Annotated in this window: 10 protein-coding genes and 1 riboswitch; of the genes, 4 read left to right on the top strand and 6 right to left on the bottom strand. The window is 72.3% G+C overall.

The features are described 5' to 3' along the window. The first annotated feature begins 16 nt into the window (after nucleotides 1-16). Nucleotides 17-1,048: a MarR family transcriptional regulator gene (locus AB0912_RS31700; RefSeq protein WP_366705983.1), complete on the top strand. Its 1,032-nt coding sequence runs from the start codon at nucleotides 17-19 to the stop codon at nucleotides 1,046-1,048. A gap of 49 nt (nucleotides 1,049-1,097) precedes the next feature. On the opposite strand, the gene AB0912_RS31695 is transcribed toward AB0912_RS31700, so the two are convergent. After that, nucleotides 1,098-2,204 (bottom strand): NlpC/P60 family protein, encoded by a 1,107-nt coding sequence (locus tag AB0912_RS31695; protein ID WP_366705981.1) that lies wholly within the window; start codon nucleotides 2,202-2,204, stop codon nucleotides 1,098-1,100. Between the two features lie 490 nt (nucleotides 2,205-2,694). Here AB0912_RS31695 and AB0912_RS31690 point away from each other — a divergent pair, with 490 nt between their 5' ends. Further along, on the top strand, nucleotides 2,695-3,048 hold the full coding sequence (locus AB0912_RS31690; protein ID WP_366705979.1) for a hypothetical protein: 354 nt from the start codon (nucleotides 2,695-2,697) through the stop codon (nucleotides 3,046-3,048). On the opposite strand, the gene AB0912_RS31685 is transcribed toward AB0912_RS31690, so the two are convergent. Beyond that, nucleotides 3,026-4,084, bottom strand: a complete 1,059-nt coding sequence (locus AB0912_RS31685; RefSeq protein WP_366705977.1) for a tellurite resistance/C4-dicarboxylate transporter family protein — start codon at nucleotides 4,082-4,084, stop codon at nucleotides 3,026-3,028. The two genes, AB0912_RS31690 and AB0912_RS31685, sit on opposite strands and share 23 nt — an antisense overlap. Before the next feature lie 165 nt (nucleotides 4,085-4,249). Continuing rightward, nucleotides 4,250-5,446 carry an NlpC/P60 family protein gene (locus tag AB0912_RS31680; RefSeq protein ID WP_366705975.1) on the bottom strand — a complete coding sequence of 399 codons (1,197 nt, stop codon included), beginning with the start codon at nucleotides 5,444-5,446 and terminating at the stop codon, nucleotides 4,250-4,252. A 7-nt stretch (nucleotides 5,447-5,453) separates the two neighbouring features. Next, a riboswitch (cyclic di-AMP (ydaO/yuaA leader) is annotated at nucleotides 5,454-5,625 on the bottom strand. A 562-nt stretch (nucleotides 5,626-6,187) separates the two neighbouring features. Here AB0912_RS31680 and pcrA point away from each other — a divergent pair. After that, the gene (gene pcrA / locus AB0912_RS31675) at nucleotides 6,188-8,674 is read left to right on the top strand and encodes a DNA helicase PcrA (protein WP_366705973.1); all 2,487 of its coding nucleotides are present in this window, start codon (nucleotides 6,188-6,190) and stop codon (nucleotides 8,672-8,674) included. A gap of 113 nt (nucleotides 8,675-8,787) precedes the next feature. Here pcrA and AB0912_RS31670 read toward each other — a convergent pair whose 3' ends face one another. Together AB0912_RS31670 and AB0912_RS31665 are read right to left on the bottom strand one after the other, a co-directional pair. After that, nucleotides 8,788-10,500, bottom strand: a complete 1,713-nt coding sequence (locus AB0912_RS31670) for a peptidoglycan DD-metalloendopeptidase family protein (RefSeq protein WP_366705971.1) — start codon at nucleotides 10,498-10,500, stop codon at nucleotides 8,788-8,790. A 74-nt stretch (nucleotides 10,501-10,574) separates the two neighbouring features. After that, the gene (locus AB0912_RS31665) at nucleotides 10,575-11,483 is read right to left on the bottom strand and encodes an alpha/beta fold hydrolase (RefSeq protein WP_366705969.1); all 909 of its coding nucleotides are present in this window, start codon (nucleotides 11,481-11,483) and stop codon (nucleotides 10,575-10,577) included. A 584-nt stretch (nucleotides 11,484-12,067) separates the two neighbouring features. Here AB0912_RS31665 and AB0912_RS31660 point away from each other — a divergent pair. Continuing rightward, nucleotides 12,068-12,484, top strand: coding sequence for a cobalamin B12-binding domain-containing protein (locus tag AB0912_RS31660; RefSeq protein WP_366705967.1), 417 nt, complete (start codon nucleotides 12,068-12,070; stop codon nucleotides 12,482-12,484). 136 nt (nucleotides 12,485-12,620) lie between these two features. Here AB0912_RS31660 and AB0912_RS31655 read toward each other — a convergent pair. Then, nucleotides 12,621-14,029, bottom strand: a 1,409-nt coding sequence (locus AB0912_RS31655; RefSeq protein WP_366705965.1) for a DUF5691 domain-containing protein, incomplete at its 5' end; no start/stop codon positions are given.

Raw genomic sequence — 14,029 nt, 5'->3', positions numbered from 1 at the left:
TCGAAGAGGCGATCCCGTGGCTTACGAAAACTCTATCTCCGCCCTGCCCGCCCCCGCACACCCGATGGCCAACCCCGGCTACGGGAAACGCGCCGCCCCGGCCGAGCCCGGCCGTCCTGCGCACCGAGCCGCCGGTTTCGGGCATCTGCCGCCCCGTGAGGCGTATGTCGCCGCGTTCATCGAGCGATTGCCCGAGGGTGCCACGATGGACGTCAAGAGCCTCGCCAAGGTGCTGCCGCTGTACGGCCAGCAGGCGGTCGGTTCGGCCCTGAACGCCCTCTCCCGCGCCGGACACCTCCGCCGCGTACGGCGACTCGCGGAGACCGGCGACAGGGGAACCCGCTGGGTCTTCCGGACGTACTGGTCCCGTGTCGCACGTGACGACGAATGGTGGGCGCGGTTTCTCGGGGGTGACGAGTCCCCCGACGCGGGCACTCCGGCCGCCGGCCGGGACGAGGCACCGGCCGCCGAACAGGACGGCGCCCCGGACGACGGCGCGGGGCTGCCCGCTCCGGCTCCGGCACGCTCGACGGCGTACCGGGCGCTCGCTCAACTCGGCCGTAGGGACGAAAGGCTGACGCTCTCGGCCACCGACTGCGCGGACCTCGCGGAGCTGGCCGGCGCGTGGTTCGAGCGCGGGGTGACCGTGGACGGTTTCACGAACGCCCTGACCAACGGCCTCCCCGACGCCCTGCACGCACCTCGCGCGTTCGTGGCCCGTCGGCTCCACGACAAACTGCCACCCGACCTCGCCCCGCGCCCCGCCGCCCCCGCCCCCGACGCCTCGGAAGCCCCGGAGCGCCCCCTCCGCCGCGCGATCCTGGAATGCACGGACTGCGGAGTCCCCGGCCGCCCCGAGGCCCTGCCCGGCGGCCTCTGCCGGACCTGCGCGTCCAGCCCGGACAACCCTGCCCCGACGACGACGACGACGACATCGACATCGGCATCGACACGGACCACGACATCGACCCCGGCACCGGCACCGGCACCGGCACCCGACGTTCGCGCCCACATCGCCCGCCTCCGCGCGAGCCTCGCGGCCCGCTGACGTCCCGCTGACGTCCCGCCGAGGGGGGGGGGGGGGGGGGGGCCGCCGGTCAGGCGACCCGGGTGGCTCCCGCGAACGGCATCTGGTCGATGGGAGCCAGCCGGACCGGGGCGGACGGGTTCGGGGCGTGGATCATCTGGCCGTTGCCCACGTAGATGCCGACGTGGCTGATGCCCGAGTAGAAGAACACCAGGTCCCCGGGCTGGAGTTCGGAGCGGGAGACGCGTCGGCCCGCGTTGATCTGGGCGTAGGTGGTGCGGGGGAGGGAGACGCCGGCGGAGCGGTACGCGGCCTGGGTGAGGCCGGAGCAGTCGAAGGCGTTGGGGCCGGTCGCGCCCCACACGTAGGGGCTGCCGAGCTTGGAGTAGGCGAAGGAAACGGCCGCCGCCGCACGGGAGTTGGGCGCCGTGCTCGTGGCCGAGGCACCCGAGGCACCCGTCGCGCCGGGCTTGGCGGTGGCGGTGGTCGGGGCGAGTTCGCGGGCCGAAGAACGCGTGGCGTGCCGCTGGTCACCGGCGGCGCCCTGCTCCGCGTACCGCGTGCGCTCCTGGGGGGTGAGGCGCTTGAGCAGGGTGCGGGCCGCGTCGAGTTTCCCGTTGATGGTCTTCTTCTGCCGCTTCAGCTCGGTCTGCCGCGCCTTGAGCGTGGCCAGTTCGGCATCGGCGGCGCCGCGCAACTGCTCGATCTCCCGGAGCTGTCTGCGTACTCCGGCGACGGCCGCCGACTGCCGGGTGCCGACCCGCTCCGCGAACGCGGCGCCGTCCAGATACGCGTCGGGGTCGTCGGAGAGGGCGAGTTGTACGGCGGGGTCGATGCCGCCGCTGCGGTACTGGGCCGCCGCCATCGAACCCAGGGCGTCGCGGGCGGAGTTGAGCCGGTCCTCCTTGCGGGCCGCCTCGTCGCGCAGGGTCCGCAGGTGCTTCTCGGCCGTCTCGGCCTTCTCCTTGGCGCCGTTGTACTTCTCGGCGGCGACCTCCGCCTCCTTGTACAGCGTGTCGACCTTGGCCTTCACCTGTGCCGGGGAGAGCTGGGGCTCGGCGTGGCCGACGCCGTCGAAGGCGGTCGCCGTCGCCGCGCCCGCGAGGGCGATGGTGACCGCTGTGCGGGCCGTGCTGCCGCCGATCGAGCGCTGCTTGGTCCTGCGGTGCGCTGCCACGAGGGCCCACATCCTTCCGTACGACCGCCCCTTGGCGGGCCGGTCAAGCGGTGACATGTCCGGCGGCGGCTCACACAGGGGGAGCGTGCCGCCGCCGGACCTTCTCGGCGGTGGTGCCCGGCCGGCCGCCCCTGACCCGGGCGGTGTGGTGGGACGCCGGTCACCTGGGGGAGGACGCTAAACCTGGGGACACGGCGCCGGTGACTCCATGTCCGTAACTGTCGCCATTGGACCGCCCGCCGACCGAACCCGACCGTTCTCCCGTCCCGCCCCCGACGGCTTCACCCGGCACCCTGACCGATGCGCCCAATCCCGGCCGGGGGGAGGGGCGCGAGTGCTATGACCGGCGTTCCGTGACCGGAGGGGCGGGGGAGGGCGGCCCGGGGGAAAGGCCTACCGGGGGCCGAGGAAAGGGGGGCCCGAGGGAGGGGCCGGGGAAGGGTGGCCCGGTGGGAGGGCGCCGCGGGACCTCGGATTAGGCTCCGGCCCCATGGACGTACTCATCCATCTCTTCGTCGGCCTGCACATCATCGGCATCGCCGCGCTCCTCGGCGGCTTCCTGACCCAGATGAAGGCGATGGCCCGCGGCACCGCCCGCTTCGTCCCCGCGATGCTGCACGGCGCCCTGACCATGCTGGTCACCGGCGTGGCCCTGGTCGGCCTCAACCAGGCCGACGACAACACGGTCAACACCGTGAAGATCGGCGTGAAGCTGGCCCTGCTGATCGTGATCCTGGGCCTGGTCTACGTCCAGCGCGACGAAGAGAAGATCAACAAGAACATCTTCGCCACGGTGGGTCTCCTCACCACCGCCAACATCTTCATCGCGGTCCTCTGGACCTGAGCCGACCGGACCTGAGCCGACCGGACCCGGGCCGGGTGGACCCGAGCCGAGCCGACCGGGCCGTCGCGCGGGCGTCCACGATCGCGGCGGCGGCGACCACCAGCCAGGTCGCCACCGCGATCCACAGCAGTACCTGGCCTGTCGTGTGGAGGCCGGGGGCGGTGTCCAGAGCGGTGGCGGTCATCAGGGTCGCCACCGCCGTCATGCCCATCGGGAAAACCGTCGCCCAACGGCGTACGTCGTAGTGCGGGCGCGGCCACACCGCCTCCGCCACGAACAGCACGCAGTACCAGGCGAGGTCGAGCGCGAGCAGTACGCCGGTCGCGACGCGCAGGACGCCCTGGTCGTCGCTGTTCCACAGGTACGGGTTCACCTCGTGCGCGGCCACCAGCTTCGAGCCGGCCAGCGCCGAGATCGCCAGCGCGCCCCCGGCCACCCACTGGTCACCGGCGCCGCGCGCCACCTGCCATAGATCGAAGTGCGCGAAAGCCACCCCGTAGAGCACGATCCCCAGCCAGAACAGCACCAGCGCCGCATGCGTCAGCCACTCGCACCCGAGGGCCGTCGCGATCGTCGAGCCCAGCACCGCGAGCCCCTGAGTGGCCACGCACATCAGGAACACCCCGCCCGGCATGTGCCCCCGGCGCAGATTGCGGGCGACGGCCACCAGCAGGAACGGCCAGAGCAGCGCGGCCAGCGCGAGCAGCGCCTCGGCGAGACCCTGCCACCCGAGGAGCGACAGCCGCGTACCGAGCACCGTCGTCGCCGCGACCGCCGTCAGGCCGGGTGGCGTCCCCGCCTCCCGGCGCCACCGTTCCCGGTCCCGCACCAGCCGCAGGACGAAGTCCGCCGCCAGCGCCAGCCAGGCGATCACCGCCAGGACCAGCGCGATCCGGGAGACCGTCTCATGACCAATCAGGTGCAGGCCGATCGAGATGATGCCGGTGGCCATGACGGCGGCCCCGGCGGCGGGCGGGCGCCGCGCCCACCACGCGGGGAGCGAAGGGCGATCGGGCGTAACCGGCATTTCGGGCATGCGCCCGATGCTAGGGACCACGGGACCGCTTGGCGGCGGGCCACGCGCGCGTGACCCTTATTTGGCCTCCACGCGCGCGTGACGCCGATTTGGCCTACACGCGCGCGTGGAGGCCAAACAAGAGGTAGAGGCCGAACAAGAGGGGGTGGCGGGGCGGTGGGGTGGCTAGGCGGGGCGTACCACGCTGTGGATCGCCGACGTCCCGTCGTAGTAGATCGACTCCTCGCGGACGTACGCCCCCGGCTTCGGCGCATGGATCATCATGCCGTTGCCGATGTAGAGCCCGACATGGCTGATGTCGCCGTAGAAGAAGACCAGGTCACCGGGTTTCGCGTCGGCCAGGGAGACCGTCGTGCCGGCGTTCACCTGGTCGTAGGTGACGCGCGGGAGGGAGACGCCGGCGGCCTTCCAGGCGGCCTGGGTCAGCCCCGAGCAGTCGTACGAGCCGGGCCCGGTCGCGCCCCACACGTACGGCTTGCCGATCTGTGCGCGGGCGAAGGCGACCGCCTTGCCGGCCTTCGTCGCGTACGAGGGGTCCGTGGCCGTCGAACCGGAGCCGCCGGTGCCCGACGAGCCGGAAGAGCCGGAGGAGCCCGACGTGGACGTCCCCGACCCCTCGCCCGCCTCGGCCTTCTCCTTCGCCGCCTTCTCCGCCGCCGCCTGCTCCCGCGCCAGCTCGGCAGCCTTCGCGGCGGCCTTCTCCCGCTTCTTCTTCTCGATCGCCGCCAGCCGCGCCTTCTCCTCGGCGGTCAGCTTCGACAGCAGATCGCGCGCCGCGCCGAGCTTGCGCTGCACCGCCGCCTTGGACGACTTGAGCGCGTTCTGCGAGGTGGTCAGCGACTGAAGGCTCTCGCTCGCCTCCGCCCGCTTCCTGGCGGTCGCCGCCTGCTCCGTCACGTAGTCGTCCACCGCCGCCTTCTGGCGGTTCGTGAGACGGCTCATCAACTGCGTCTGGTCGAAGTAGTCCTGCGGGTCGTCGGCGAGCAGCAGCGTCGCGGTGCCCGGCGTGGACGCCCCGGTGCGGTACTGCGCGGCGGCGAACGTCCCCAGCTCCGCACGCGCGGAGTTGAGCTTCTCGGTGCGCGCTGCGACGTCGTCCAGGAGGCTGTCGACCCGCTTGCGCTGCTTGGCGGTCTTCTCCCGGGTGGCGTTGTACTTGTCGGTGGCCGTCTCGGCCTGGTGGTAGAGGTCGTCGACCTTCTTCTGGACCTCTTCGAGGCTGGGCCTCGGCTCGGCCGGGGGCGCGGCGTTCGCCGTCTGGGAGAGCAGGGCCACGGAGGTGAGGGCCGCTGTCGCGAGCGCCGGGGTCCGTATGCCTGCCACGCGCGTACCCGAAGGACGCGGCTTGCGGTGCGACGCCAAGAGAGGCGACTCCTTCCGTCATCCGCCTACCGGGTTAGCTGTCGGGTTCGGGCGGGTGGTTCCGGAAGGTTTGCCCTACGGTCCTGGCGCCACAGGGCGGTTGGACCGATTCACCCCAGATCGGTGGGTCCCCGGCTCCGGCCGCCCGCTGGGCGGTCCGAACTCGGCGGAGGCCGCTCGGCCCGGCGTCGTTCGCCGGTCGCGGTCGGGCGGCCTTCGAGCACGCTAGCCAACTCGTGTGGCCCGTGTGAAGGTTGGAGTGCGATATGCCCGATACATTTTCGTGACCTTGGCCATGCGGGCGGCGCGGGGGCGCCGGGGATGCGTGGTGTGCGCCACTTTGCGGGGGTGTCCGAGGGCTGCTTCCTTGTTGCCGCCGAGCTGCTTGTGAGCGGCCTCACGGGTGGGTCCGTCGCGCCCTCCGGTGAGGCCGCTCGCCCGCCTGACGCTCGCCGGACGCCCGCCTGACGGCCCTCGGGGCGCCCGCAGGACGCCCGTCCTACAGCCCTCGTGGCGCCCGTCCGACGGCCCTCGTGGCGCCCGTCCGACGGCCCTCGTGGCGCCCGCCGGACGGCCCCGGGAGCCCGCCGGCCCGGCCCCGACCTGCGCGTACGGTCACTCGCGGCCACCGACCCGTCACCGCCCGGTCACGGACCGGTCGCCGCCGGGTGCCCCGGGATCGGGGCGGGATTCTCGGGGTGGCGGCGGGGTGTCAGTGGCTCGGCCTAGACTCGGAGAGCGATGAGCAGCCTCTTTGACGACAGCTTCCTGGCGGACCTCAAGCCCTCCGCGGCCCACGAGGACGAGCACCCGCCGCCGCCCGAGGACGAGCACGCGCCGGAGCCGGTCGCGGACGACCTGTTCGGCGGCCGGTTCGACGTGCCGCCGAGCCGGGACGCGTACTACCGCGACGGCGCCCCCCGCCCCGCCGTGGACCCGGCGGCCCTCCTGGAGGGGCTGAACGAGAACCAGCGCGCGGCCGTGGTCCACTCCGGCTCCCCGCTGCTCATCGTGGCCGGCGCGGGCTCCGGCAAGACCCGCGTGCTCACCCACCGCATCGCCCACCTGCTCGGCGAGCGGCATGTCCACCCCGGCCAGATCCTCGCGATCACCTTCACGAACAAGGCCGCGGGCGAGATGAAGGAGCGCGTAGAGCAGCTCGTGGGCCCGAGGGCCAACGCGATGTGGGTGATGACGTTCCACAGCGCCTGCGTCCGCATCCTGCGCCGCGAGAGCAAGAAGCTCGGCTTCACCTCGTCCTTCTCGATCTACGACGCCGCCGACTCCAAGCGGCTCATGGCGCTCGTCTGCCGCGATCTGGACCTCGACCCGAAGCGGTTCCCGCCGAAGTCGTTCAGCGCCAAGGTCTCGAACCTGAAGAACGAGCTGATCGACGAGGAGGACTTCGCCGCCCAGGCCACCGACGGTTTCGAGAAGACCCTCGCCCAGGCCTACGCGATGTACCAGTCACGCCTGCGCGAGGCCAACGCGCTCGACTTCGACGACCTGATCATGACCACGGTCAACCTGCTGCGCGCCTTCCCGGACGTCGCCGAGCACTACCGCCGCCGCTTCCGGCACGTCCTGGTCGACGAGTACCAGGACACCAACCACGCGCAGTACGCCCTCGTGCGCGAGCTGGTCGGCAGCTCCGAGCATCCTGTGGACGTACCGCCGAGCGAGTTCGACCTGCCGCCCGCCGAGCTGTGCGTCGTGGGTGACGCCGACCAGTCGATCTACGCCTTCCGCGGCGCCACCATCCGCAACATCCTCCAGTTCGAGGAGGACTACCCGAACGCGACGACGATCCTCCTGGAGCAGAACTACCGCTCCACGCAGACGATCCTCACCGCCGCCAACGCGGTCATCGAGCGCAACGAGTCCCGCCGCCCCAAGAACCTGTGGACGAACGCGGGCGCGGGCTCGAACATCACGGGCTACGTCGCGGACACCGAGCACGACGAGGCGCAGTTCGTCGCCGACGAGATAGACCGTCTCACCGACGCGGGCGAGGCCAAGGCCGGCGACGTCGCGGTGTTCTACCGGACGAACGCCCAGTCCCGTGTCTTCGAAGAGGTCTTCATCCGCGTCGGGCTGCCCTACAAGGTCGTCGGCGGCGTCCGCTTCTACGAGCGCAAGGAGGTCCGGGACGTCCTCGCCTACCTGCGGGTGCTGTCCAACCCCGAGGACTCGGTCCCGCTGCGCCGCATCCTGAACGTGCCCAAGCGCGGCATCGGCGACCGCGCCGAAGCGATGATCGACGCCCTCGCGCAGCGCGAGAAGATCAGCTTCCCGCAGGCGCTGCGCCGCGTGGACGAGGCCTACGGCATGGCCGCCCGGTCCACGAACGCGGTCCGCCGGTTCAACACCCTCATGGAGGACCTCCGCACGATCGTGGAGTCCGGCGCCGGCCCGGCCACCGTCCTGGAAGCCGTCCTCGAACGCACCGGCTACCTGGCCGAGTTGCAGGCCTCGACCGACCCGCAGGACGAGACCCGCATCGAGAACCTTCAGGAACTCGCCGCCGTGGCCCTGGAGTTCGAGCAGGAGACCGGCGAGGACGAGACCCCGGCCGGACTCTCCGCGTTCCTGGAGCGGGTCGCGCTCGTCGCCGACTCCGACCAGATCCCCGACGAGGAGGACGGCAACGGCGTCATCACCCTCATGACCCTGCACACCGCCAAGGGCCTCGAATTCCCGGTGGTCTTCCTGACCGGCATGGAGGACGGCGTCTTCCCGCACATGCGCGCCCTCGGGCAGGTCAAGGAGCTGGAGGAGGAGCGCCGCCTCGCCTACGTCGGCATCACCCGCGCCCGGGAGCGGCTCTACCTCACCCGGTCCGCGATGCGCAGCGCGTGGGGCCAGCCCTCGTACAACCCGCCCTCGCGTTTCCTGGAGGAGATCCCGGCGACGCATCTGGACTGGAAGCGCACCGGCGCCGTCTCCTCCCAGCCGGCCGGCCCGGTCTCCGGAGTCGCGGCCTCGCTGTCCTCCCCGCGCTCCCGGTCGGCCGCCTCGGGCGCCTCCGGGTTCGCGACCCGGCGCGGCATCTCCGAGAAGCCGGTCGTCGCGCTCGCCGTCGGCGACCGCGTCACCCACGACCAGTTCGGCCTCGGCACGGTCGTCGGAGTGAAGGGCACGGGAGCGAACGCGGAGGCGACGGTCGACTTCGGCGAACCCAAACCGAAGCGGCTCCTGCTGCGGTACGCGCCGGTGGAGAAGCTGTAACCGAAGTCCCGGGCCGCTCGACGCAGGGGCCCGGGACGCGAGGTGCCTGGGCTACGGCTGAGGCTGCGACTACGGCTGCGGTCCTGCTGGGGCTGGGCTGCGGCTATGTGAAGTTACGTGGGGTCCAGGCCGTGGCTGCGCAGCCACGGGAGCGGGTCGATCGCCGAACCGCCGGCCGGGCGGACCTCGAAGTGCAGGTGCGGGCCGGTCGAGTTGCCGGAGTTCCCGGAGAAGGCGATCTGGTCACCGGCCTTCACGGTCGTACCGGAGGACACCTTGTACGTGGAGAGGTGGCAGTACCACGTCTCCGTACCGTCCTTCGCGGTCACGATCATCATGTTGCCGTACGCGCTGTTCCACTCCGTGCGCACGGTTCCGTCGGTCGCGGACATCACCGGCGTCCCGTACGAGACGGGGAAGTCGATGCCGGTGTGCACCGACATCCAGTTGATGCCGGCTTGACCGAAGTAGGCGCTGAGCCCGCGCTGAACGACGGGAAGGGCGAACTTGGGGCGCAGCCGTTCCTTGCGGGCCGCCTCCTCCGCCGCCTTCTTCTTCTCCAGGACCTGCTGCGCCTGGAGGTCGATGCGCTCCTGGGTGCGGCTCGCCCGGTCCGCGAAGTCGTCCGCGCCCGCGGACAGACTCTGCAACTGGGTGTCCAGCTTGTTGTTCGCGGTCGACGGCTTCACCGGCGCCGCGTCCGACGCGCTCGCCGTCGTGTCCTTGGTGTCGTCCCCGCCGCCGCCCACCGAGGCGGCCGCGATCCCGGCGACACCCATCACACAGGCCGAGGGCACCGCGATCGTCAGCAGGGCGGAACGTTTCGCGGGAGTGCGGCGCCGCGAACGGGAGGAGTTCCGCGACGCGGCGCGCGGCACCGGCGCGATCTCCTCCATGTCGTCGAGGAGCGGGGTCTCCCACTCTTCGTGTTCCGCGTAGGGGTCCGCCTCGGACTCGCCCTCGTCCGGGCCGGGTCGGCCGTCGGTGGCGGACTCGAAGGTCGCGGTCGCCTGCTGGTCGAAGGGGACCGGGGCCACCGTCTCGGACCGCTGCTCGTAGACCTCGGTGGCCGGGTGCTCGTAGACCTCGGTGGGAGGGTGCTGCTCGTACGTCTCCGTCCGCGGGTGCTCGTACGGCCCGTACGGGTCCTGGCCGGGGACGGTGTTCCACTGGGTGGCGTCGTACGCGCCGGTCTCCCGCGTCGCCGTGCTCCACTGCCCGGTCCCGCCGGTCCCGTCGAGCGGCTGCCCGGGCTGGAGCCAGGCGCTCGCGTCCCACTGGCCCGAGCTGTCGGGGCCCGGATGCTGCGCGGGGATGTCGGCGAGCTGCTGGTAACCGGCGGCCCAGGCCGTCGTGTCATAGCCGCCCGTGTCGTACGCGGCCTGGTGCTGCGCCGCGTACGGGTCGTGGTTCGGCGTCTGGTGGGCGCCGGTGTTCCACTGCGTGGCGTCGTAGGAGTCCGTGCGGCCGGACTGGGCCGGCATGTCGCCGAAGAGCGGGTCGGTGGCGAAACTCGCGGTGGCATAGGCGCCCGAGGCGTGGGTACCGGCATCGAAGACGCCGGTGGCGAAGGCCCCGGTGGAGTGGTCGCCGTACGCGGTGAAGTCGCCGTACTGGGCTTCTGACACGCCATAGGGCGCGTAGAGCGCCGAGGCGGCATCGGAAGCCGGGGCCGGGGGAGTTGCTGTCCCCGACGGGTGACGGTCGTTCACCAACTTCTCTTTCGCCTCGACAACAGGGGCTGGCAGAGCAGTGCGGCGACTGTACCCGGCGCTGTGAGGGCGCGACAATCTTCGGCGCCTTTCCCTGTCGCGGGAAACGGGCATTCGGCCGTGTTTCCGGGGAAGGCGGGCAAGGCCTTGGCCTGGCGTTCGATGAATGTTCGAGTGTCAGGTGGTCATCAGGCGACTGTCAGGCCGCCGCGCCGGGTCGCGGGACGCGCCGTCGCCGGCTCCTCCGTGTCGAGCGCCTGCCGGATTCCCGTCGCGACCGCCGGGTGCACCGGCAGCGCGAGATGGCCGACGCCGCTCACCCGGACGTTCTGCGCGAGCAGGTCGGGGTGCTCGACGCAGGCCGACTCCAGCGGGTCCATCAGGTGGTCCAGGTCGCTCCAGAAACTGACGAACCGCGTCCGGCAGCCCGGGGCGGGCCGGGTCAGCTCCTCGATCACCGTGGAACCGGGGCGCATCTGGCGGACGATCGGGTGCGCGTTCATCAGCGGCGCGACCCGGGTGCCCGCGTGCGGGGTGCCGAGGGTGACGAGCGTGCGGATGTGCGTGTCGCCGCCGAGGCACTGCGCGTAGTACCGGGCGATCAGTCCGCCGAGGCTGTGGCCCACGATGTCCACCCGGTCGTGGCCCGTGCGCTCACAGATCTCCTCGATGTGGCGGCCCAGCAGCTCCGCCGCCGTGCGGATGTCGCAGGTCAGCGGCGAGTAGTTCAGCGACTCGACGTGCCGGCGGCCGTGCTGGGCGAGGTTGCGGCGCAGCAGCAGGAAGACCGAACGGTTGTCGATGAAGCCGTGCAGCAGGACGACCGGGGGCCTGTCGGGCATGGGCAGCCTGGCCGCCGCCTGGTCGTCGGGAGCGCCGTCGGGTGAGCCGTCGGGTGAGCCGTCGGGGGAGGGGAGCGCCGGTGCGACGCGGCGTTCCGCCGTGATGCCGGAGGGGTAGAGCAGGAGATGCCCGGCGAGGATCGCGAATTCCAGGGCGGTGGCCTTCAGCAGGGCCACCGAGACCCCGGCGAGTCTGGTCGGAAGCAGACGCTGACAGAGGGGAAGAAAGGGCGATACCGTCCCTGGGACCTTCATGGCCGACCTCCCGTCGGCACGCGGCAGGACCGCTCTGTCCCCCGTGTGCCCTAGTGGAAAGCCGTGACGTCGGCGGCGGCGGCGGCGGACCGCGCGTACCCGGCGCTGTCGTGCCCTCGCCGCTGAGCCCGGCACCGCGGTGTCCCGCTGACGACGCGATGACCGGGCCGCCTGGTCGGCGGCTCTCTTTGCGCCCGGCTCCGGCGAGGCCCGTACGCCGCACTTCCGTGCGACGCCAGTGCCGCGATACGGAACCCGGCGCGGCGAACTTGTCCCAACGTGTGATTTCCCCCTCGGTCTCCGCCGTGAAACTGCCGGTTACGGGATGCGGGCGATAACGTTCGTTCACTTCCGTGGCCCACACTGGTCCGGAACGCTTGTGCCGCCTGGCATGTCCGGCCCTCCGCGGCGACCCGGGGGTCCGGGTGGGGTGGGGAGCTGAACGTGCGATAGATGTCGGCGGTCAGTAGGTGCCGGCGGTGGCCGGTGGTGACTGTCCGTTGATTTCGAGTGGTGGACGGTCACTTTCCGTGTTCTTTAGTCGTCAGTTGTCGAGTCGGGGTTCTTGCTTCATGGAGGCAGTGATGGGTGTGGCAGCCGGACCGATCCGCGTGGTGGTGGCCAAGCCGGGGCTCGACGGCCACGATCGCGGGGCCAAGGTGATCGCGCGGGCCCTGCGCGACGCCGGTATGGAGGTCATCTACACCGGGCTGCATCAGACCCCGGAGCAGATCGTCGACACCGCGATCCAGGAGGACGCCGACGCGATCGGGCTGTCCATCCTCTCCGGCGCCCACAACACGCTCTTCGCGGCGGTCATCGACCTCCTCAAGGAGCGCGAGGCGGAGGACATCAAGGTCTTCGGCGGCGGCATCATCCCCGAGGCGGACATCGCTCCCCTCAAGGAGAAGGGCGTCGCGGAGATCTTCACCCCGGGCGCGACGACCACGGCGATCGTGGACTGGGTCCGGGAGAACGTGCGGCAGCCGGCCGGGGCCTGATCCCGTACCGCAGGAGGTCCTTGCGGCGGCTTACGCAGGCGCAGGCGCGGCCACCGGGACCGGCGCGGGGTCCTGCGGTTTACGCAGGCGCGGCCACCGGGACCGGCGCGGGGTCCTGTGGCCTACGCGGGCGCGGTCACGGCGCCGGCACCTGCGCCGGGGGTATCAGTTCCTCGGCCATCGCCGCGCGCAGTCGCAGGGTGGTCACCAGGCGCTGGAACGCCTCGGCCCAGTAGCCGCCGGCGCCCGGCGCCGTGTTCTCCGTCTCGTCCGGGACCGAGGTGAGCGCGTCGAGCCGCCCCGCCTCGGCGGGATCGAGGCACCGCTCGGCCAGGCCCATCACCCCGCTGAAACTCCACGGGTAGCTGCCCGCGTCCCGGGCGATGTCGAGCGCGTCGACCACCGCCCGGCCCAGCTCCCCCGACCACGGCAGCGAGCACACCCCGAGCAACTGGAACGCCTCCGACAGCCCGTGCGTCCCGATGAACCCCGCCACCCACCCGGCCCGCTCGGCCGGGTCCAGTGTCGCGAGGAGCTTGGCGCGCTCGGCCAGCGACACCGCCCCCGGCCCGCCGGCCTCCGGTGCGGACGGCGACCCGAGCAGGGCCCGCGACCACTCGGGATCACGCTGCCGGACCGCCGCCCGGCACCAGGCCGCGTGCAGCTCCCTGTGCCAGTCGTCCGCCACGGGCAGCGCCACGATCTCCGCCGCCGAACGCCCCCCGAACCGCTCCCGCCAGCTCCCGAGCGGCGCCGCCTCCACCAACTGGCCGAGCCACCACGACCGTTCACCCCGGCCCGCCGGGGGTTTGGGCACCACGCCGTCCCGCTCCATCCCGGCGTCGCACTCGTGCGGTGCCTCGACCACGATCGCGGGCGTGCCGCGCGTACGGTCGACGGCCACGCACGAACCGGCCCGGGCCGCCATCCGCGCGGCGAGCGCGGAACCGGGCAGCGCGGACAGCAACTCCGCCGCCGTCGCCCGGACATTGCGGCTGCGGTCGGACAGGGCCGTCTCCAGGAACGGCTCGTCCTCGGCCCCGAGCCGGGACCGCAGCGAGTCGAGGAACATCAGCCGGTCCTCGGCCCGCTCCGTCGCCCAGGTCGAGGTCAGCAACTCCCGCGCGGCGGACGGGCTTTCGGACCGGATCGCCGCCAGCAGGGCGACCCGCTCGGCGAACAGGCCCTCCTGCCAGAGCCGCTGGACCCGCTCGGTCTCGTCCGCCCCCGGCAGCGAGGTGCCCCCGCCGGGCGCGGAGCGCAGCGCGAACCGCCACTCCGGGTTCAGCCGGGCCAGCCACAACGCCCTCGGCCCCGCGAACGCCAGCGCCGCCGGGCGCAGGTCGGTGCGTCCCCGGGCGGCGTCGAGCAGCGCCGGAAGGGTCTGCGGGGGTGCGGCGAAGCCGTGGGCGTTGGCCAGGGCGAGCCACTGGGGCAGCAACTCCATGAGGTCGGGTGCCGCTCCTCTGCGGCCGCCGCCGCCCGTGCCCGGCCGGTCCGCGAGCAGCATCGCCAGCCGGCGGGCCGCGGCGGGCGGCAGCGCGG

The sequence above is a fragment of the Streptomyces sp. NPDC007084 genome (assembly GCF_040703595.1).
Lineage (GTDB): Bacteria > Actinomycetota > Actinomycetes > Streptomycetales > Streptomycetaceae > Streptomyces.
The sequence above is the reverse complement of the archived record's forward strand: the minus strand, read 5'-3'. Positions and strand labels throughout refer to the sequence as shown.